The organism is Lysobacter yananisis, assembly GCF_031199375.1.
Taxonomy (GTDB): Bacteria; Pseudomonadota; Gammaproteobacteria; order Xanthomonadales; family Xanthomonadaceae; genus Lysobacter; species Lysobacter yananisis.
In genome coordinates, this window is record NZ_CP133568.1 from 4,625,952 (window position 1) to 4,646,088 (window position 20,137).

At 71.7% G+C, this 20,137-nt stretch carries 15 protein-coding genes; 4 read left to right on the forward strand and 11 right to left on the reverse strand.

What is annotated here, in order from left to right; genetic code table 11:
* Window positions 1-32: 32 nt before the first annotated feature.
* Together RDV84_RS19405 and RDV84_RS19410 are read right to left on the reverse strand one after the other, a co-directional pair.
* Window positions 33-230, reverse strand: coding sequence for a CsbD family protein (locus tag RDV84_RS19405; protein ID WP_057947664.1), 198 nt, complete (start codon window positions 228-230; stop codon window positions 33-35).
* A 108-nt stretch (window positions 231-338) separates the two neighbouring features.
* Window positions 339-659, reverse strand: coding sequence for a hypothetical protein (locus RDV84_RS19410; RefSeq protein WP_309151278.1), 321 nt, complete (start codon window positions 657-659; stop codon window positions 339-341).
* A 720-nt stretch (window positions 660-1,379) separates the two neighbouring features.
* On the opposite strand from RDV84_RS19410, the gene RDV84_RS19415 reads away from it, so the two are divergent.
* From RDV84_RS19415 to tssA, 4 genes are all read left to right on the forward strand, one after another.
* The gene (locus tag RDV84_RS19415; RefSeq protein ID WP_057947663.1) at window positions 1,380-2,117 is read left to right on the forward strand and encodes a response regulator; all 738 of its coding nucleotides are present in this window, start codon (window positions 1,380-1,382) and stop codon (window positions 2,115-2,117) included.
* Between the two features lie 101 nt (window positions 2,118-2,218).
* A complete protein-coding gene (locus tag RDV84_RS19420) occupies window positions 2,219-4,627 on the forward strand; it encodes an ATP-binding protein (protein ID WP_309151279.1) in 2,409 nt (802 codons plus the stop codon).
* A gap of 152 nt (window positions 4,628-4,779) precedes the next feature.
* Entirely contained in the window at window positions 4,780-5,781 is a 1,002-nt protein-coding gene (locus tag RDV84_RS19425) for a LysR family transcriptional regulator (RefSeq protein ID WP_309151280.1), read from the forward strand.
* Window positions 5,778-6,797 carry a type VI secretion system protein TssA gene (gene tssA, locus RDV84_RS19430; RefSeq protein WP_309151281.1) on the forward strand — a complete coding sequence of 340 codons (1,020 nt, stop codon included), beginning with the start codon at window positions 5,778-5,780 and terminating at the stop codon, window positions 6,795-6,797. Before RDV84_RS19425 ends, tssA begins: the two co-directional genes overlap by 4 nt.
* Before the next feature lie 186 nt (window positions 6,798-6,983).
* On the opposite strand, the gene RDV84_RS19435 is transcribed toward tssA, so the two are convergent.
* From RDV84_RS19435 to RDV84_RS19475, 9 genes are read right to left on the reverse strand one after another with little or no spacing between them, the layout of a single operon-like run.
* Window positions 6,984-7,301, reverse strand: coding sequence for a hypothetical protein (locus RDV84_RS19435; protein WP_057947660.1), 318 nt, complete (start codon window positions 7,299-7,301; stop codon window positions 6,984-6,986).
* Window positions 7,298-10,438, reverse strand: a complete 3,141-nt coding sequence (locus tag RDV84_RS19440) for a serine/threonine-protein kinase (protein ID WP_309151282.1) — start codon at window positions 10,436-10,438, stop codon at window positions 7,298-7,300. The genes RDV84_RS19435 and RDV84_RS19440 overlap by 4 nt, the downstream gene beginning before the upstream one ends.
* Window positions 10,435-11,193, reverse strand: a complete 759-nt coding sequence (locus RDV84_RS19445; RefSeq protein WP_309151283.1) for a PP2C family protein-serine/threonine phosphatase — start codon at window positions 11,191-11,193, stop codon at window positions 10,435-10,437. The genes RDV84_RS19440 and RDV84_RS19445 overlap by 4 nt, the downstream gene beginning before the upstream one ends.
* Window positions 11,190-11,807, reverse strand: coding sequence for a type VI secretion system-associated protein TagF (gene tagF / locus RDV84_RS19450; RefSeq protein ID WP_309151284.1), 618 nt, complete (start codon window positions 11,805-11,807; stop codon window positions 11,190-11,192). Before tagF ends, RDV84_RS19445 begins: the two co-directional genes overlap by 4 nt.
* Complete coding sequence (tssM, locus tag RDV84_RS19455) at window positions 11,804-15,307, reverse strand: type VI secretion system membrane subunit TssM (RefSeq protein ID WP_309151285.1); 3,504 nt, start codon at window positions 15,305-15,307, stop codon at window positions 11,804-11,806. Before tssM ends, tagF begins: the two co-directional genes overlap by 4 nt.
* Before the next feature lie 3 nt (window positions 15,308-15,310).
* On the reverse strand, window positions 15,311-16,672 hold the full coding sequence (tssL, locus tag RDV84_RS19460; protein WP_309151286.1) for a type VI secretion system protein TssL, long form: 1,362 nt from the start codon (window positions 16,670-16,672) through the stop codon (window positions 15,311-15,313).
* Window position 16,673: 1 nt separating this feature from the next.
* A complete protein-coding gene (gene tssK, locus RDV84_RS19465; RefSeq protein ID WP_057947656.1) occupies window positions 16,674-18,011 on the reverse strand; it encodes a type VI secretion system baseplate subunit TssK in 1,338 nt (445 codons plus the stop codon).
* Entirely contained in the window at window positions 18,008-19,594 is a 1,587-nt protein-coding gene (tagH, locus tag RDV84_RS19470) for a type VI secretion system-associated FHA domain protein TagH (RefSeq protein WP_309151287.1), read from the reverse strand. The genes tssK and tagH overlap by 4 nt, the downstream gene beginning before the upstream one ends.
* Window positions 19,591-20,130 carry a DUF6931 family protein gene (locus tag RDV84_RS19475; protein WP_309151288.1) on the reverse strand — a complete coding sequence of 180 codons (540 nt, stop codon included), beginning with the start codon at window positions 20,128-20,130 and terminating at the stop codon, window positions 19,591-19,593. Before RDV84_RS19475 ends, tagH begins: the two co-directional genes overlap by 4 nt.
* Between the last annotated feature and the right edge of the window lie 7 nt (window positions 20,131-20,137).

Below are 20,137 nucleotides of genomic sequence, written 5' to 3' on the forward strand. Positions count from 1 at the left end.
TTCGTCTTGGTCGATCCGTAAGCGCGAACCCATTACAACGAGTCGCTGAAGTCCTTGACTTCCTTTTCGGCGCGATCCTTCGCCCAACCGTACTTCTCCTGCAGCTTGCCGGCCAGGTACTGCGCGTTGCCTTCCGCGACATCCAGATCGTCGTCGGTCAAGTCGCCCCACTTGGCCTTGGCCTGACCCTTCAGCTGCGTCCACTTGCCGGCAATGATGTCCTTGTTCATGACGATGCTCCGCATAGTTGAGTTGGAAACGCGAGCGAAGAAGCGCTCGGGTTGGATGCAGTGTGTCGATGCGCCTGTTGCCGATGCGTGAGCATTCGACTGAACGATTCAGTCATTTTTCCACTGGAATTTCATCGCGCTTTGGATCGCTTTGATCAACGACGGCGAGATGTGCTGAGCAATGCGACTGGCGTCATCGCAGAGCGTGATTGCGTGCGTTTCGTGAGGCGTGAGTAACGACCGCCTCAGGCGGTGCGTTCTCTTCTCACTATCGGAATTGGTGGCGACTTTTCCGATGTCTTCGTATCGACGACGTAGGCTCCGCGCTATCGGGCAGCTATTTGCAGCCGCTAGCGAAAAACAGATCGTATCGCGCAGCAGCGAATGATGGGCTCGGAAAACGCCGACGAAGCGTCCCTTGAAAAGCATGGGACGATCAGGTCGACGAAGGCATCTATCGCCAGGCGCGAACAGCGGCGTCGGCAGCCGTATACGATATTCGCTTGTCGATGCCATTCGATTTAGACGACTGCGTTTCATACGCTTGCAATAAATTATTCGATTGGCGGTCGCCGCAACACGCAACGAACCGCGGCGCGGCGAGGCGAGCGAATGCGCCGTACGCAATCCGCATCTGTGATCGAACGCACCTGAAATCCATGCCTTCGGCGCGCAAAACGAACTTGTCGTCAAAGAAAATGCGGATCCGATCAAACAATCGACTTGCCTCGACACTTGATCGCGCAATGGGATAAGATTCCTGACGCAAAAAATGACAGCGCTGTCATGAATGTTGCGGAAATTCGGATCGCAAGCTTTGCGCAAGCTTTGGACCGCACACTGATCGGCGGAAAAGTTTGCGCGGCGAACGAGGTTCAGGGGGATTCGAAGTTTTCGTGTCGGGAATGCAGGACGCGATGCGCCTCATGCGGGCGCTGCGTCCCGGTCCGCGGCGGCGGTGCGCCGGTCCGTCGCGGCATTCGCGCTCCCGCGCGCTTCTACCCTGCCCTCCTGCGGCCTGTCTGCGCATCCGCCGCGTGCGGCGGCGCGCCGCGGCCGCGCGACCGGATCGCCCATCGCCCAGGCCGCTGTATCTGTCGACTCCGCCGCCTCCGCCGTATCGCATCATCATCGTGACAGGTCGTATCGATGCTACTTCCAGAACAGTCGCAACGTCCCAAGGTGTTGGTGGTCGAGGACGACCAGGCGCTGGCGCACGTCATCATGGGGCACATCCGCACCCAGGGCATGGACGCCTACGCGGCCACCGACAGCGCCGAGATGAGCGAATCGATGCGACAACGCAGCCACGACATCGTGCTGCTGGACCTGATGCTGCGGCAGGAGAACGGCCTGGACCTGTTGCGCGCGTTGCGGCGCGATTCCGACGTCCCGGTGATCATCATGACCGGGCACCGCCGCGACGAGATCGACCGCGTCGTCGGCCTCGAGCTCGGCGCCGACGACTACATGCCCAAGCCGTTCGGCCTGCACGAGCTGACCGCGCGCGTGCGCGCGGTGCTGCGCCGGCATTCGGCTTCGCTGATGGCCGGCGTGCAGGCGGCCAAGCGCGCGATCTACCGCTGGAACGACTGGCAGTTCGACCGCGCCGCGCGCGCGCTGACCTCGCCCGAGGGCGAATCGGTGGTCCTGACCAAGGGCGAGCACGCGCTGCTGTGCGCCTTCATCGACGCGCCGGGCAGGCCGCTGAGCCGCGACCACCTGCTGCGCACCACCCGCATCCACGACGACGTGTTCGACCGCAGCATCGACGTGCAGATCCTGCGGCTGCGGCGCAAGCTCGAACGCGATCCGGTCAATCCGCAGGTGATCGTCACCCAGCGCGGGCACGGCTACGTGTTCGCGCCTGCGGTGGAGTGCATTTGAGCGGGGCCGCGACGCGGGCGTTAGCGGCGAGCGGCCGGGTCGTCGGCCAGGCCGCGTCGCGGATCGGCGCCCGCGGCGGCGCGGCCGGCTGACCCAACGCCATGAAGACCATCGTCTTCATCAGCGCGACGATGCTGGCCGCGCTGCTGTCGCTGGCGTTGTACATCTACTCCCTCGACGGCGCGATCCAGCGCTGCGACCGCTCGCTGAGCGCGTTGGCGGCGCTGAAGATGGCCGATACCGACATCGAGAGCGACGTGCTGAAGACCCGCGTCGGCGCGTTGCGCGATTACCGCGGCCTGTTCGCCGGCGACCGCCGCGCGCGCGATGCGCTGGAGCGGCTGCGCCGGCTGGCGCGCGCGGACGTCGAACTGGGCGCGCGCATCGTCCGCCTGGCGGGCGACTACGAGGCCAAGCAGATCCAGCTGGCGCGCTTTCGCGTGCAGAACGCGCTGCTGTCGGATGCCATGCGCACCTTCTCGGCCGAGAGCGGCCGGCAACTGGCGGCCGAACGCGATGTCCGCGCGGTACGCGCGATCGGCGCATTGACCGGCTCGGTCCACCGGCTGTGCCAGGACGACAGCGCGGACGCCCTGCGCGAAGTGCACCAACGCTTCGACGCGATGGCGCAGGCCGGCGGCGCCGGTCCGTTGCTCGTGCACGCGCGCGAACTGGCGCAGCTGCTGCCGCAGACGCATGCGACGATCCTCAAGCTGCAGCCGCTGCCGCACCTGCCCAGCTATGCCGCGGTGCAGACCTACCTGGCGCAGCGTCGCGAAAGCCTGGCCGAACGTTCGTTGCAGGCGCGCAGCGGCCTGATCCTGCTCGCCATCGCCATGCTGGCGACGCTGGTGTACCTGGCCAAGATGCTGCACGAGCGCGCCCGCGCGCTGCGCCGGCGTTCGGAGTTCGACCGCCTGATGATGGCGATCTCGCGCGACCTGCTCGGCTGCGAACGTGCCAGGACCGATGCGGTCGTCGCCGCCAGCCTCGCCCGCCTGTCGCAGTCGCTGGGCAACGTCGAGACCGGGCTGGTGCTGTCCTGCGGCCAGGCGCGGCCGCGTTCGTGGTCGGGCGCGGAGGATCCGGCCTTCGCCGCGTTCGCCCAGGCGCTGATCGCCGACGCCCCGCCCGGCGCGGGACCGGGCCACGACGCTTTCGTCGTCGACGAGCGCGGGCGCAGCGTGGAGCTGCGCGCCGGCGACCGCGCGCCGCTACGGCGGGCGCGCTGGCTGTGCCTGCGCCGGCGCTCGGAGTCAGGCGCCACCGCGCTGTTGTGCTGCACCCGGCCGCGCCAGCGCGCCAGCGCCGCGGCCTACTCCGAATTCGTCCTGCTGCGCTCGGCGCTCGACACCCTGGCCGACGCGCTGGAACGCCAGCGCCTGGAAGACGAGGCGCGCGTGCTCGAGCACCGGCTCGGCCGCGCCCGCGACATGGAAACCATCGGCACCATGGCCAGCGGCATCTCGCACAACTTCAACAACATCATCGGCGCGATCCGCGGCAACGTCGAAACCGCGCAGCTGCGGCTGGCGCCGCACGCCCACGCGCAGGCCAACCTGGCCGAGATCGGCCGCGCGCTCGAGCACGCGGCCGAACTGGTCGAAGCGATCCTGAGTTTCGGCCGCACCCAGAACCACCACGTGCGGCCGGTAGAGATCAACGAGCTGGCCAAGCGCAGCCGTTCGCTGCTGGTCGCGGCGCTGCCGGCGAGCGTGGAGTTCGAGCTGCGCCCGGCGCCGTCCGCGTTGCAGGTGTGGGGCAATCCGTCCCAGTTGCAGCAGGTGATCCTCAACCTGGGCACCAACGCGGCCCAGGCGATGTCGATGCGCGGGCCGATCCTGATCCAGGTGACCCGCATCGATGGCGACTCCGCGCCGGAACGGGTGCGCATCGAAGTGATCGATCGCGGCGTGGGCATTCCGGCGCCGCAGCTGGACCGCATCTTCGATCCGTTCTTCACCACCCGCAAAGGCGGTACCGGGCTGGGGCTGGCCACGGTCAAGCAGATCGTCGGCAATCACAACGGCCGCATCCAGGTCGACAGCCGGCCCGGGCTGGGTACCCGCTTCGTGGTGGATTTGCCGCTGTGCGAGGGCGACTGCGCCGCCGGCGACGGCCACGAGACCTGGCTGGTGCTGTGCGCGGACCCCGCCGCGCGCGAGCGCCTGGAGGACCTGCTCGCGGCGCTGGGCCACGAGCCGATCGGCTATGCCGATGCCGACCATGCCGCGCACGCGATCGCCGAGCGCACCGATCATTTCGACGGCGCGTTGGTCCAGTCCGAAGACGCGCGTTGCGCCGCCGGCGAGGTCGCGACGCTGCACGCGCTGCTGCCCGGACGCCCGATCCTGCTGGCCCTGCACAACCCGGGCCTGACGCCGGCGCCGGACCTGGGCTACGCGGTCGCCGAAACCCTCCGCGCGCCGGTGCGCGCCGAATCGCTGGCGCGCGCGCTGGCGCGTTCGAGCCAGGATTACGGGTACAGGCCCGGCGCGTTACATATGTAACAAAACCAGCCGGGACGGAAATCGGCTGGTAGCCGTAGGCACCTAATCTGTGAGCGAGCATCCAATGACGGATGCCGTCCGACGCAGCCCAGGTAAGGACACCGACCCAGGAACCCCACGCCTATCGCCCCTCGCCCGCCATCGACGCGTTCATGACCCTCCGACCGACCGATCTGTCCCTGCTGGTGTCCCTGGACGCCCTGCTCGAACTCAAGAACGTCACCCACGCCGCGCGCCGCCTGCACATCAGCCAGCCGGCGCTGTCCTCGCAACTGGCGCGGCTGCGGGTGTTGTTCGACGATCCGTTGCTGACCCCGTCGGACACCGGCCGCGGCATGGTCGCCACGCCCAAGGCGGTCGAGTTGGCGGCGCCGCTGCGCGAAGCGATGGACAAGCTCAAGTCGATCGGGCGCCGCCGCGAGGAGCGCAAGTCCGCGACCAGCGAGGTGAGCTTCAAGATCGGCGGCAATACCGAAGCCATCGCCGCACTCGCCGCGCGCCTGGTCCGCCACGCCCAGCGCTGCGAATTCGACGATGTGCGGCTGCGCCTGTGCTTCGTGCGCGCGCAGGAGCCGGACCTGCTGGCCCAGTTCGAGAACGGCGAGTTGGATCTGCTGCTGGGCTCGTCGATCCAGCTGCCGCCGGCGCTGCGCTTCCGCAAGCTCGGCGACGACCGCTACGTGATGGTCCAGCGCCTGCGGCATCCGCGCGGCGTCCACGCGCCCGCGCTGGCGGAGTACTGCGCGCTGCAGCACTTGGTGGTGAGCGAGCCGGGACAGGACGGCGCGCCGATCGACGACTGCCTGCTCGGTCGCGGCCACCGGCGCAGCGTCGCGGTGCAGCTGCCGCATTGGAGCAATGTGCGCGACATCCTGCTGGAAACCGACATGGTGGCCACCGTGCCGCTGAGCATGCTCGCCGCCGATCCGGCCAGCGAAGGGCTGGCCTGCTGCGAATTGCCGTTCGCCTTGCCGCCGATGCCGCTGGTGATCGCCTGGCACCGGCGCAGCGACCGCGATCCGCTGCACCGCCGGCTGCGCGAACATCGATTCGGCTTCGACGCCGACGATGCGGCCGCGCCGTTGCCGCGCGAGGCCCGCACCGGCGCGGTCGAACGCCTGCTCGCCGCCGTCGTCCCCGGAGCGGTGCAATGAGCGAGCGCCTGTTGCAGCCGCTCGACGGCGACGAACCGTGCGGCCCGAACCTGGAATACGACCCGGACTTCCAGACGCTGGAAGAGTTGGCCGAGCCGCGGCCGGAACGCACCCTCGGCGCCGGCACCATCGCCTCGGAACCGATCGAATGGCAGCGCATCGCCGACCAGGCCGATGCGCTGCTGCAACGGTCCAAGGACCTGCGCGTGGCCGTGCACTGGTGCGCGGCGCGTCTGCATCTGGACGGCGTGGCCGGTTGGGCGCAAGGCGTGGCGTTGATGCGTGCGCTGCTGGAACACCATTGGGACAGCGTGCATCCGCGCCTGGACCCGAGCGAGAACGACGATCCCACCGAGCGCATCAACGCGGTCGCCGGCTTGGCCGACAACGAACGCATGCTGTCCTACCTGCGCGGCGCGCGCTTGTTCCGCGGCTCGCACCCGGCGCACTTCTCGCTGCGCGAACTGCGCATCGCCCAGGGCACGCTGAAGATCGAACCGGCCGATGCGGCCGGCCTGCCCGGCCTGTCGGCGATGGAGGCCTGTCTGCGCGAATGCCCGCTGCAGGAACTGTCCGCGCTGGACGCGGCGTTGGCCGGCGCCGTCGCCGACCTGGGCGCGATGGCGGACGTATTCGGCGAACGCACTTCGTTGTCGGGCCCGGATTTCGCCGGGCTGCTGCGCGAGTTGCGCGAGTTGCGCGCGTTCGTGCATCCGGCGCTGCTGGAACGCGACGCCTCGGCCGCGGTCGCCGAAGCGGCGAGCGCGGGCGACGGCGCCGCGGCCGCGCCGGCTGCGTCGGGACGCCAGGGCATCGAGCGTCCCGAGGACGTGCGCCGCGCGATCGACCAGATTTGCGACTACTACGCGCGGGTGGAACCTTCCAGCCCGGTGCCGCTGCTGCTGCGTCGGGCGCAACGCCTGGTCGGGCTGGACTTCGCCGGGCTCATGCGCGACCTCGCGCCGGACGGGATTTCCCAGCTGCAAGTGATTTCCGGGCAGAACCACGACGAGTGAAGCCTGCGCCCGCGGTCGCCGCGGGCGGGCTTGCGGTGGTTGGGCCGATCGAATCGAACGGCTTCAACCGAGCTGCTTCAATCGAGCCGCGTTGATCGAGCCGCGCTGATCCGGCGATTCCCATCGAGCGCTCCGCTTCGCGCCTTGCGCGCGCGGGACCCGTTCGCCAGTCCTGGCGCGCCGCGCTCACGACGGCGCGCCATGCCCCAGCCAATAGGCGTACAGCGCCGCGGCGCCGAGCAGCATGCACAGACACCACAGCCACAGCGCCCACGAACGCAGGGCGCGCGGCAAGCCTTTGCGCGCGTCGACCGCGGGCGGCGGCGGCCGGGGCGCATGCGCCTCGTCGCGGCGCAGGGTGTCGGCGCCGGCGCCGAAGTGCAGCGCCTTGAGCAGCAACTGGCGACGGCAGCGGCGGTACTCCTGTGCCGCGATGCGGCCGTCGGCCTGGGCCAGGCCGAGTTCGCGCAGGGCGAGGTTGACCTGGATTTCCCACTCGCTCACTTCAGCTCCTTGACCAGACGCGCGCCGATCCGTGCGTCGGCGCGGCCGTTGCCGACGCCGGCCGCGCCGGCGCAGGCGCGGGCGTTGCCGGGGCCGCCGCGCACGCCGACGACGCTGCCGTCGACGACCCACTCGCCGACGCCGCCGGCCATGTTGACCAGTCCCCAGCGGTTGGTGACCGCGACTTCGCACACCGCCTCGGCGCCGCCGGCGCGGGCCGCTTCGATCCACTCCGCGTCGGTTGGCAGCCGATACGCTTGGCGGCTGGCGCCGCTGAGCCATTGCGCGTACTTCTGCACCAGGCTCAGCGGCAGGTCGCGGGCGACGGTCTTGCCCTGCCAGCGGCTCGAATCCGGACACGAGCGGGTCGCATCGCAGAACGGCTTGAGGTCGTCGAAGCCGATCTCGCGGCGCATGATCGCCAGCGGCTTCTTGCCGGCGCGCGGCACCACCACCAGCACCGGACCGTTGCCGTAGCTGCCGAGCGAGTCGCCGCACGGCCGCGCCTTGGCGGCCGCCCCGGCGCGGCACGGTGCCAGCGGTTCGGATTTCTTGTCCGCGCGATCCGCCACGGCTGGCGTATCGGGCACGGCCGCGGTTGTGGCTACTGGCGCAGACGCCGGTTCGACCGGCGCGGCCAGCAGACGCTGCAGCAGGCCGCGCACCGCGATCGCGCTGCGCCGGTTGGACGCGGCCAGTTCGGCCTGCCACAAGCGCAAGCCGCGCGGGTCCTGCGCGCGCAGCTTGCGCGCCCTGCCCTGCAGGCCCGGCCAGGCCGGGGCACCGGGTTCGATCGCGCCCTGCCTGGCCAGGTCGGCGGCCAGCGCGTAGCGCAGCGCGGCCTGGCGCACCGTCGGATCATTGCTCCAGTCCTCGCGCCGCGCGCTCAGCTCGGCCGCGTCGCTCCACTTGCCCTGCCGCGACAGGTCGCGCGCCTCGCCGAGCACGGTGTCGCGCAGCAGGCGTCGGCCCTCGCCGAGGAAGGCATGGCGTGGATCGAGCTCGGCGATGCGCTGCAACAGGTCGGCGACCTTGTCGGCGTCGCCGGCTGCGGCCGCGCCGCGCAACGATTCGATCCGGGTCTCGATCTCGGCCTCCTTCATCGCCGCTTCTTCCGCCTGCGCCAGTGGTTCGGCAGCCTCCGCGGCCGCAGGTTCCGCGAGCGGTGCGGTCGCATCCGGCGCGCCTTCGGCCGGTGCGCCCGCTACCGGTACGCCCTCCGCCGGAACCGGCGGCGCGGCGACGGCGGCAGTCAGTTGCTGCTCGCGCACCGGCCAGTTCGGATCGTTCGGGAACACCCGCCGCGCCGTCGCCAGCCGTACCCGCGCCGATTCCAGCTGGCCGCCGCCGATGGCCTGCACGATCGCCGCGTCGTAGCTCAGCGCCAGTTGCGCATGGCGCAGCAGCCGGCTGTTGGGATCGATCGCGCGGATCCGGCCGAGGATCGCCACCGCGTTGCCGGGCTGGTCCTCGAACAGCGCGCCGGCGGCGATCGCGCGGCTGAGCCGGGTGTCGAGTTCGTTGAGGATCTTGTTGCGCTCCTGCTCCAGTTCGATGCGCCGGGTTTCCAGCCGCGGCGAGAACAGCTTGAGCTGCTCGCGCACGGCCAGCACGCGCTGGGCGCCGGCGTAGTCCTCGCGGCCGCGGTACGGCAGCCAGTAATGGTCGATGCGCGCGAGCAGGAACGATTCGATCGGCGCGCTGGCGTCGGCCACCAGCCGGCGCCGGTCCTCCTCGTCCAGCGCCATCAGCGCGCGGCCGGCCTGGGCTTCGTCGGCGTAGCGGTCGGCGGCGCCCGGCGCGAGCCGCTGCAGCACCTGCCGGCTCTGCTGCTGGCGCGAATAGGCCTGGGCCAGGAACGCCGCCGCGGCGCCGCCCAGCAGCAATGCGCCGGCGCCGACGGCGTAGCCGCGCGCGCGTTCGCGCAGGCCGCGCGGACGCAATTGTTCCAGCACCTCGGCGATGCCGGGGCGATCGGTCGCCGCGAACGCCAGGCAGCGCTGCAGGGCGCGGTTCTGGCGCCGGCTCAGGCCGCGGATCGGCTTGGGATACTTGCCGGCGGCCTGCGCGTCCTGGGCGCTGAGCTTGTCGAAGGGATGGCGCCCGGCGAGCAATTCGTAGACCACGCAACCGAACGCATAGACGTCGTCGGCCACCGCCGGTTGCTCGCCGCGCAGCATCTCCAGGCTGGCGTAGGCCGGGGTCAGCGCGCCGAGCGTGGTCGCGTCGAACACGGTGCGGTCGTCGTCGGCCTCGCCGACGCGGCGGGTGGCGCGGGCGATGCCGAAGTCGAACACTTTCGCCGCGCCATCGGCGTCGACCATGACGTTGCCGGGCTTGAAGTCCGAATGCACCACGCCGGCGCGGTGCGCGCGTTCCAGGGCGCGGCCCATGCCTTCGATCAGGCCGGCGGCTTCGGCCATCGGCAGGCCCAGGCCCTGGCGGCCGCGGATCAATCCGCGCAGGTCGGTGCCATCGATGTATTCCATCGTCATGAATACGACGGTGCCGTCCTTGTCGAAGTCGTAGACCCGCACGATCCGGTCGTGGGCCAGGCTCTGCGCCTTGCGCGCCTCGCGCTGCAGCGCGATCAGCGCGTCGGGATGGCGGCGGAAATCGTCGTTGAGCACCTTCACCGCGATGTGCGGATGGCGGTCGCGCGCTTCGACCTTGCGCTCGTCGCGCGCCAGGTAGACCACGCCCATGCCGCCGCGGCCGATCTCGCGTTCGAGCAGGAAGCGGCCCTTGAGCAAGGTGCCGACGCCGACCTGGGCCTGCGCCGGATCGGCGCTGAGCGCGACCCAGTCGGTGGTGCCGGCGCTGGTGGACTGCGAGGTCGCGCGGCGCCGCTCGGTGTCGATGGCGGGACGCTTGACCACGGTGGCGTCGTCGGCGTGCGGCGCGGCGTCCGGTGCCGGCGCGGATGCGGGCGGCGCGTCCGTCGCAGGCGTGTGGGTGTGGGTGTGGGCGGCAGGCGCGCCGGTCGCGGACGCGCGCATCGGCGCCACCACCGTTTCGTCCGCCGCAGGTGCGTTGGCCGGCGGTGCCGCCGTCGCGCCGGCATCGGCGCGGATCGGCGCGACCCGGGTCGCGTCGTCGCTGTCCGCGGCCCGCGGCCGCTCGTCCGTGTGCTTCATGGTTCCGCGCCCCCCCGGCGCACCGTCACCACCGAAATGTTGTCGCGGCCCGCGCGCGCCAGCGCGGTGTCGAGCAGGCGCCGCGCGAGCGCGCCGGGCTCGCCGTGGCGGCGGCACTCGGCGGCGATCTCCTCGTCGCTCATTTCCTTGTTGATCCCGTCCGAGCACAGCACGAAGGTCTGTCCCGGCCGGCGCGCGATCACCGCCCAATCGACGAACAACTCGTCGTCGGCGCCGATGGCCCGGGTCAGCGCGCCGCCGGCCATCGGTGCGCCCGGCGCGGACGGGTCTTCGTCCTCGTCGTAGCTGGCGACGTGGTCGCGGGTGAGTTGTGCCAGGCGCGCGCCGTCGAAACCGTAGGCGCGGCTGTCGCCGACCCAGCCGCACACCGCCAGGTCCTCGGCGCCGACCAGCAACACCACGGTCGAGGCGATGATGTCGACCTGGCGCGTCTGCGCCAATTCGCGCAGCTCTTGGTTGACCGCGCGCAAGGCGTCCTCGATGGCTTCGATGAACTCGACCAGGTCGTGCGGACGCTGCAGCGCGTCGAGTCGCTCGATCACCGCGCGGCTGGCGTAGTCGCCGGCGCTGTGGCCGCCGAGGCCGTCGGCGACCGCCCACAGGCCGAGGTCTTCGCGCACCAGGATCGCGTCCTCGTTGCGGTCGCGCAGCTTGCCGCGGTCGCTGAGGCCGTCGGAAGCGAAACGGCCGAAGCCGGCGTGCAGGTCCGGCATGGGCAGAACGCCGGCGTTCATGCGTCGGCCTCGACGAGATCGGTGCGCTGCGCCGGCAGCGGCGCGTACGCAAGATCGAGTTCGCGGCCGCCTTCGGCGAACGCCAGGCCGACGCTGGTGATCCACGCGCCGCGCCGCGCGGGCGCATCGGCACGCCACCACAGGCTGCAGCGGCGGCCGTCGTCGCCGGCGTGCGCGCGTCGCCATGCGGCCAAGCGCGGATCGTCGGCCGCGTCGGCGCGCAGTCGCGCGCATGCGCGGTCGAAGGCTTCGACGTCGGCGAACTCGCCGCGCAGCGCTTGCGCATAGAGGCGTTCGGCGGCGTCGAACCAGGCCGGCGCCGCAGCCGCGAGCGGCGCCGCCAGCACCAGCGGAAACGCGCGGCCGACGCGGTCGCGGCTGGCGCCGACGCAGCCGATCCAGGCGCGGTCGCCGCACACGCCCGGCGCCAGCGCGAAGCGCCAGCGCGAAGCGTCGTCGCGCACCGGCGCATCGTCGCCGGACGCGCTCAGCAGCAGGCGCTGCATCGCCGCGTCCCACGGCGCGACGAACGCATCGGGCAGGCGGCGGCGGACGAAATCGCCCACGCACGGCAGCTTGCCGTAGAAACCGACCGTGGCATGCGGTCCGCTCACGGGCAACGGAACCGCTGCACCGACGCGTCGGCGAACGGATGGCGCAGGCTGCCCGGCAGTACGCCGATGCGCAGTTGCGCGCTGCCCAGGGCGATGTCGGCGACGTAGTTCAGGTCGCCTTCGCGGCGCAGGCGACCGTCCTGCAGGGCGCGGAACCACGACCACGCGCCGCGGTATTCCTTGCTCGCCAGCGGCTGGTCCTGCTCGTCCCAGGCGCTGATCTTGACGAAGCCGGCGCGCGGGCCGGGCCAGGTCATGCTCTGGCGCGTGGCGACGCCGTCGGCGTAGTCCAGGCTTTGGCCGTCGACCTCCAGCTGCACCCGGCCGATGCCGGGCTGCGGCGCGACCGAGACGGTGAACGCCACTTGCGGCAGGCCGCCGCTGCCGAAGTAAGCCTGGCGGATCTGGTCGGCCAGTTGCGCGCGCGCGAGCACGTCCCCGGCCTCGACCTCGCGCATGCCGTCCTTCCATTGCCAACGGCGCGCGCCGGTGTCGACCTTGGCCGCCAGCGACTGTTGGAAGAAACGGTCGAAACGGCCGCCGCCGGCGAACAGTTCGGCGAAGTCGCGCAGCGGAATCTCGCTGCTGGCGCCCGGGTCGAACGGATAGCGGCCGTTGACGAACAGGCCGCAGTCCGCGCCGACGCTCTGGCGCAGCCCGGCGCGCATGGATTCGCCGGCGCTGTCGGCGGCCAGGCTGCGGCTGCGTCCGGCCAGCGCGGCGACCCATTGCGAGGCCGGCGCGGGCAGTTGCTCGGCCTGCTGCGCGGCGATCAGCAACGCCGGGTCGTTCTGGTCGACGCCGCCGACGCCGGCGCCGATGCTCAGCAGCGAACGGCTCATCTGGGTCAGCGTGGTCATGGTCTGGTCCAGCGGCATCGCCCCGCCGTCGCTCGACAGCAGCCGGTTGAACGGTTCGAAATGCAGGCCGATGGGCTCGCCGGCAGCGTCGCCGCCCTGCCCTGCGCCGCCCTCGTTGTCGTTGTCGTTGTCGGCCTCGGCGGCGGAGCGGTTCTGCGCGGAGCCGCCGCCTTTCGCGCCCTTGTCGCCCGCGGGCTTGGCCGCATGCAGGCCATGGGTGTGCTCGCGCACCAGCTCCAGCAAGGCTTTCAACGGCGAGCCCGGACCGCCGAGCTTGGCCGCGACCGCGCTGGCCTCGCCCATGCCGACCACCGGCCGCAGCTCGATGTCGGCCAGCACCCGGTCCCAGGCGGCGATGTAGTCGCGCTGGTACAGCGCCAGCACTTGCTGGGTCAGTTGCAGCCGCGCCAGCGCGTCGAGCTTGGCGCCGCCGAGCACCCAGTCCTCGGCCAGGAACTCGCGCACCGCGCGCTCGATGCCGCCGCCGGACAGTTCGGCGAAGGCCTGGCGGGTGTACAGCGCCGGCAGCGGTTCCGACAGCGCGGTGCCGCTGCGGCGCTGGAACACTTCGCCGAGCAGGCCGAGCTTGCGGTCCAGCCGCACCGGCGCCGCTTCGCGCGGCGTCGCGCCGGAGCGCGCCAGCACCAGACCACCGTAGACCAAGGTCGGGATCTCGGCGGTGTGCAGGGTTTCGCGCGCGCGTTCGATCTGGCGCTCGTCCAGCGGCAAGGCGCGCGCGCCGCCGGCGAACAAGGCGCGCAGGTGCCGGTCCAGCGCCGCGCGCAGCGCCGGATCGTCCGACAGCGTGCGCCGCCAGTGCGTCGCCGCCAGCGCCGAGAGATGGCCGACGTCGCGGCGCGCCGGCTGGCCCAGCATCAGATAGCCCTTGAGCAACTGGTACAGCCACTGCGGATCGCCGCTGGAACCACTCAGGCTGAGGTGCAGCGACTGCGCCAGCGCCGGCAGCATCACCGCGTTGAGATCGCGCAGGTATGCCGCCTGCACGTCAGCGCCGAGGCTGGCGCCGCGGTATAGGCCGAACCGGTACGACCACGGCACCGGCCGGCCGGGCGGCTCGGCGACGTTGCGGGTGCGTTCGAGCACGTCGAAGCGCTGCAGCGCGCGGGCGTAGAACTCCTGCTCGGTGGTCGCGTCGGGCAGCGCTTCCATCGGGTAATCGGCCAGCGCGTCGCGGACCTGGCCGATGCGCTGGCGGTTGTTGGTGTAACTGCCGATCAGGCAGAACAGCAAGGTCAGCGTGGCCGCGCCGAGACCGACCCACGCGGCCACCTGCAGCGCGCGCTTGCGCCGCTCGCTGCCGAGATAGCCGCCGGCCAGCCCGGCCTCGGCGAACATCACTTCGTTGAGCAGGCGGCCGACGAAGAAGGTGCGCGGCTTGTCCGCCGGCGCCGGCAACCGCGACGGCGCCAGGCCGAACACCCGCGCCACCGTCGACAGCACCCGGTCGATCGGATGGCCGTGCTGGGTGCCGGAGGTGAAGTAGACGCCGCGCAGCCACGGCTGGTCGGCATAACCGTGCGAGCCGAACGCGCTGTGCACGAACGCCTGCAACTGCGGCTGCAGCAGGCGCAACTGCTGCGGGAACGACAGCACCCCGGCGCGCCGCTGCGGATCGCGGAACGCCTGCAGGCGGTCGAGCGCGCGCGCGTCGATGCGGCCCAGCAGCAGTTCCAGTTCGGCGGCGAACAGCGTGGTCGGGTCGGCCGGCGCGTCGCGGCCGTGCGGGAAGGTCGTGCCCCAGACCTGTTCGCGCCCGGCGCCGTCGAGCTCGGCGAAGAAATCGCCGAAGCCGGAGATCAGGTCGCACTTGGTCAGCACCAGGTAGACCGGCACGGTCGCGCGCAGGCGCTCGCCGAGTTCGTCCAGGCGCCGGCGCACCGCGCGCGCGTGGGCGCGGCGGCGGTCTTCGTCGGGATCGAGCAGGTCCGAGGCGCTGACCGCGACGATCACCCCGTTCAATGGACGACGCCGGTGCTTGCGCAGCAGGCCCAGGAAGGCCTGCCAAGCGGCGCCGTCGGCGGCCGCGTCGGAATCCTGGGTGGTGTAGCGGCCGGCGCTGTCGATGAACACCGCCTGGTCGGCGAACCACCAGTCGCACTGGCGGGTGCCGCCGACGCCGGCGACGGTGTGGCCGCCGAAATGCTCCTTGAGCGGAAAGTCCAGGCCCGAGTTCTGCAGCAGCGTGCTCTTGCCGGCGCCGGGCGCGCCGATCAGCAGGTACCACGGCAGCGTGTCCAGGCCGCGGCCGTCGCGGCGCTTGCGCTTGCGCAGCAGTTCCATCGCCTCGGCGAAGCGCGCGCGCAACCGCGCCTGTTCCTGGCCGGCGCGCGCGGCGGGGCTGTCGGCGCCCTCGCCGGCCGGCGCGGCGAGGTCCTGGGCCATCTCGCCGGCGGCGCGGCGTTCGCGCCACCAGCGCCAGCCGCGCCACAGCAGCCAGCCGGCGCCGATCGCGCCGATCAGGATCAGCCGCGCCTGCACGCTGCGCAGGGGATACCACGAGTCGGTGCCGAAGTACGGCCCGCCGGTCCAGACCAGGATCACCGTCAGCGCGAACGCGGCCAGGTCGGTCAAACCCTTGCGGCGCATGAAATCGATGAAGCGGTAGAGATACGACATCATCGATCAGGTCTCCGGGATCAGCACGATCTCGACGCGGCGGTTGCGCGCGCGGTTGGCCGGCAACTGCGCCGGCACGGCGATGGGCTGCGAATCGCCGGCGCCGCTGTGCTCGATCCGGCGCGGATCGCGAAGGTTCGCGGCCAGCAGCGCGCCGACGTTCTGCGCGCGCCGGGCGGACAGTTCGAAGTTGTCGCGGAACGCCAGCGAGCGCACCGGCTGGTCGTCGGTATGCCCGACCACGACGATGCGTCCGGGCAGGCGGTCGAGCGCGGCGGCCACCCGCGCCAGCAGCGGCCGCTGGGCGGCGTCGACCTCGGCGCTGGCCGAGGGAAACATCGCCGCGCCGGCGATGCGGATGGTGGCCTTGCCGTCGGCGCTGTCGACGCTGAGCAGGCCGGCGTCGCGCTCGCCGCGCAGCAGGCCGGCCAGGTCCGGCGCCGGCGCGGGCGTCGCCGCGGTCGGCAGGCGCACCCGGTCGAAGCCGATCCGCGCCAACTGCGCGCTGATCGGTGCGGACAGGCTGTTGAGCCGCGTATGCAGGAACAGGAACGTGGCCAGCACCATGCACAGCGACGCCAGCGCGGCGACCAGCAGCGGCGAGACGCCGGACTGCGCCTGCAGCCGGTAGTCGGCGCCGCGCCAATGCGGCGACAGCTCGGACGGCGGCGTGTCGCGCTGGCGCCGGATCAACGCGTGCAGCGTGGTCAGGCGGTCGGCCAGGCGCGCCTGGCCGCCGGGTTCGACCAGATAGCGGCCGCCGAAGCCCAGCGCCAGGGCCAGGTAGATCATTTCCAGCAGATCCAGGTAACGCGCCGGCTCGCGGCTGAGCCGGTCGAGCAGGTCGAACACCTTGGCGCCGCCGTAGGTTTCGCCGTGGAAGCTGACCAGCAAGGTGCGCTGCGACCAGCCGCTGCTGTCGCCCCACGGCGCCGCCAGCACCGCTTCGTCGAGCAACGTGCACAGCACGTAGCGCGCCATCATCGCGATCTTCTCGTCCACGCCGTGCTGGCGCGCGTCGCCTTCGAAGCGCTGCAGCTTGGCGCCGCAGGCGGCGCGCAGCGCGCCGAGTTCCGGCGCCTGCGCGCTGTGGCGCAGCTGCACCGCCAGCAACAGCAGCGGCGTGGCCGCGCGCACCAGGCCGTTGCCGGCGACCGCGCCGGGCAAGGCCTTGAACGCGGTGTCCAGCTCCGCCTCGGCGCGACCGGCTTCGCCGCGGCCTGGCTCGAGGCGGCTTGGTTCGAGACGGCCCGCCGGCGCTGCGCCAACGGCCTCATGCCCTGTCCGCCCGGCGCCGGACGCCGCCGCGGGCGGCGCGGCGCGCAGCACGGTGACGTCGTCGCGGGAGGCGGCGTTGCGCTCGTTCATCTCAGCTCCTCACCGCCCACAGTTCCAGTTCGATGCCGGGGAAGCCGCCGCCGAAATGCAGGGCCATGCCGCCGGAGGTGCGCAACGCCTTCCACAGCGGCGAATGCCGGTCGAGCTCGAAGTACTGGCGGCCGGCGTGGTAAGGCACCTGGCGCGGCGCGATCGCCATCGAGCTCAGGGCGATGCCCGGCAATTGCAGATTGACCAGGTCGCGGATCTTCTCGACCGGGCCGATCTTGGATTCCGACGGCAGCCGCTTGCGCAGCTCCTCGCCGCGCACGTCGGCCTTGACCGCGAGCACGAACGAGGCTGCGTCGAGCAGGCCCGGATCGGCCAGCACGCCGACCCACACGCCGTACTTGCGCTGCTGCAGCGGCACCGCGATGGCCGACTGTTCCAGCACCGCGCTCAAGGACTCGCGCAGCGCCAGCACCACCGGCTCGAAGCTCTCGCGCAGCGCCTCGTGGCGGTAGGCCGGGAACGAAGGGCCACGTTTGCTCGCGCGGGTGAAGGTCGCCAGCTCGCCGGCCATCTCGATCAGCAGCCGATAGAGGCCTTCGGGATGCTCCAGCGGCGAATGCGCCCAATGCGCGACCAGCGGCTGGTAGCGGTTGATGGTCTGCAGCATCAGCAGATCGGCGATGTCGGCCACGCCGACGCGGTCGCCGCCGGCGACGCGTTCGGCCAGGGCCTGGCCGCGCTGGTGCAGCAGGCCCAGCAGTTCCGACAACAAGGTGACCAGTCCGCCCGCGCCTTCGATCCGGCAAACCGTGGGCACGAAGGCGTCGTCGAGGATCACCCGGCGGTCGGGGCGGCATTCGATCACCCGCGCCAGCGGGATCTCGACCAGGCCCTCCTTGGGCTCGGACTGCAGGCGCAGGCGCGACTGCATCGAGCCGACTTCGATCAGCACCGAACCGGCGACGCTGCCGGAAGCGTCGCCGATCTCGGTTTCGCCGACCCGGTAGCGGGTCAGGCGCGGCGCGCTTTCGTCGGGCCAGGCGCTGTCGGGCTGGGCCGCCGAACGCAGCGGCAGGCTCAGGCTGACGATCTGGTCGCGGCAGTCCATGCCCACATCCAGCGGCGGCGGCGCCGGGTCGCGGTCGGGAATCGAAAACGGAGTGCCGTCGGGAAAGCAGCCGCGGGCGCGGCGGATCGCCAGCTTGCCGATCGCCAGCAGCTCGGTCTCCAGCTCCAGCAGGGCGAAGCCCCAGGCGTGCGGGCGCAGCGCGCCGGCGCGCAGCTCGACGAAACGCTCCAGGTAGCGCTCCTGCTGCTGCATGTGCTGCGGCCGCAGGAACAGCCCTTCGCTCCAGATCACCTTGTTGCTGTCGATCATGCGGTGCCGCTCCAGTGCGCGCCGGCGTCTCGGGTTTTCATCAGGCTCATCTGCTCTTCGTAGGCGCGGGCGAATTCGTCGCCGAACAGCACGCGGTAGCGCTCGTCCGGATCGCCGCGCAGCGCCTGGTAGCGTTCGCGATAGCGGCGCCAGCCCTTGCCGCCCCAGCCCAACGCGGTCTTGCCGCCGTCGTCGGGATCGAAACGGACCGGGTCGAAGTGGGCGAAGGCGTGCTCCAGCGCGATCCGCATCGCCGCCAGCAATGCCAGCTGGTGGTGGCGGATGTCGCGCATGGCGTCCTCGATCGCGGCTTCGCCGGCGAGGTAGGCGCCGTCGGTTGGGCCGCCGAGGCGTGCGATCGCTTCCTCGACGGAGGCGGCGAACTTGAGCGGATTGTTCTCGCGCCGCTGCACCAGGGTCGAGGGCAGGCGCAGGCCGTTCTTGAACTCGGCGCGTGCGCGCAGCAGGTCCATCAGGCCGGCGACAGCGGTGGCGAAGAGCGCGGCGTCCGAGGCTGGCGCGGGGTGTTGCGGCGGCTGCGGCCCGGTGGGTACTGGCCGCGGCGCGTTGGGCGTCGAATCGACCGGATGTTCGATGGGATGTTCGACGGGATGGTCGAGCGGGCGCTCGAATTCGCCGACGAATGCGACGGGCGCAATTGCCGCGGACGGTGGCGGATCGAACAGCGCTTGCAGCGGATTGGGTTCCGGTCGCTGAGGCGCGACGGCCGGCCCCGCGGCGGCGAGGAAATCCTCGTCTATCGCTATCGCGGCGGGCGCCGGCTCGGAGGTCTGCAATCCGGGCCGCGCATCGACCGCTGCGCGTCGCGGTTGCGGCGCAGTATCGCCCTCGCCCTCGCCCGCCGCGACCGCGGCGGGCGCCCGTTTCGCCGAAGCCGCCGCTTCCTGCACCGGCGCCGACGCGTACTGGGTGCGGGTGCGGTCCCAGTTTTCCGGCAACACCGCCGGCGCGGGCGCGGCGACCGTCGCCATCGGCATGTGATACGCCGCCGCGGCCGCCGGCGTGTGGTTCCAGCCGCCGATCGACCATTCGGTGCCGTGGCCGGCTTCGGCGCGGTCGAGCAAGGCCAGCGGATCCACCGCGACCGCGCTGCGCGGCCCGGCCAGCAGCGCCTGCAGGTCGTGTTCGTCGACGTAATCGGATTCGGCGCCGGACAGCACCGCGATCGAGACCTCGGGCAGCTCGTCGTCGACCGGCGCCGGCATCGGCGCGTACGCCGGTTGCGCCGCGGCGGCGTGCGCGCCATCCGTACCGATCGCGATGTCGATCTCGAACACGTCGATCTTGAGCCAGTCGCCGTGGCGCAGCGCCACCGGCAGGCCGGGCTGCAGCGCCGCGCCGTTGTGCAGCAGGCCGTTGGTGCTGTGGTCCTCGATGAAGTACAGGCCGTCCAGGCAGCGCACCGTGGCGTGCAGGCGCGATACGCCGTCGGCCTCCAGCACCCAGTCGCAGGCGGCGCCGCGGCCGATGCTGCCGCCGCCCTCGAACTGCGCGCGCGCGCCGGCCGGCGCCAGCGCGCTGTCGCGCAACCGCATCGTCAATGCCTGTGCGCTCGCGCTCATGCGATCTGCTCCGTGGGATGGACCTGGCCCAGCAACGCGTGCGCCTGCTCGGCCCAGCGCTGCAGGCGTTCGTCGAAACGCTCCGGCTCGCGGCTGGCCAGCAGCACCAGCGCCGCGTTGGCCGCAACCGCGGTCAAGTGCGCCGCCGGCGGCGCGCCGCCTTCGGCCGCGGGCGCGCCGCTGGCCCAGGCCGCCGCAGCCGCGAGCCAGGCGCCGGGGCTGCGGTAGTCGTCGTTCTCGGCGAAGGCCTGCGCCGCCTGCCGGCTGGGTTCGTCGCGCTCGCGCATCCAGCGCTGGGCCAGGCGCAGGCCTTGCGCGTCGCGTTCGTCCAGCGGCTGCGCGCCGGCGCACTGGCACGTCCACGCCAGCGCGTACGGCGTCGGCAGCAGGCGCAGCGACAGCGGCAGCGCGTCGCCGTAGCGCTGCGCGCCGATCAGCGCCGAGACCGCCGCCAGCGGCGCCTCGTGCGCGGCCGCCAGCGCCTGTCCCGGTTCGGACAGCTGCATCTGCTCGGCGATCTGCGCGGTCGCGGTCATGGCGGCG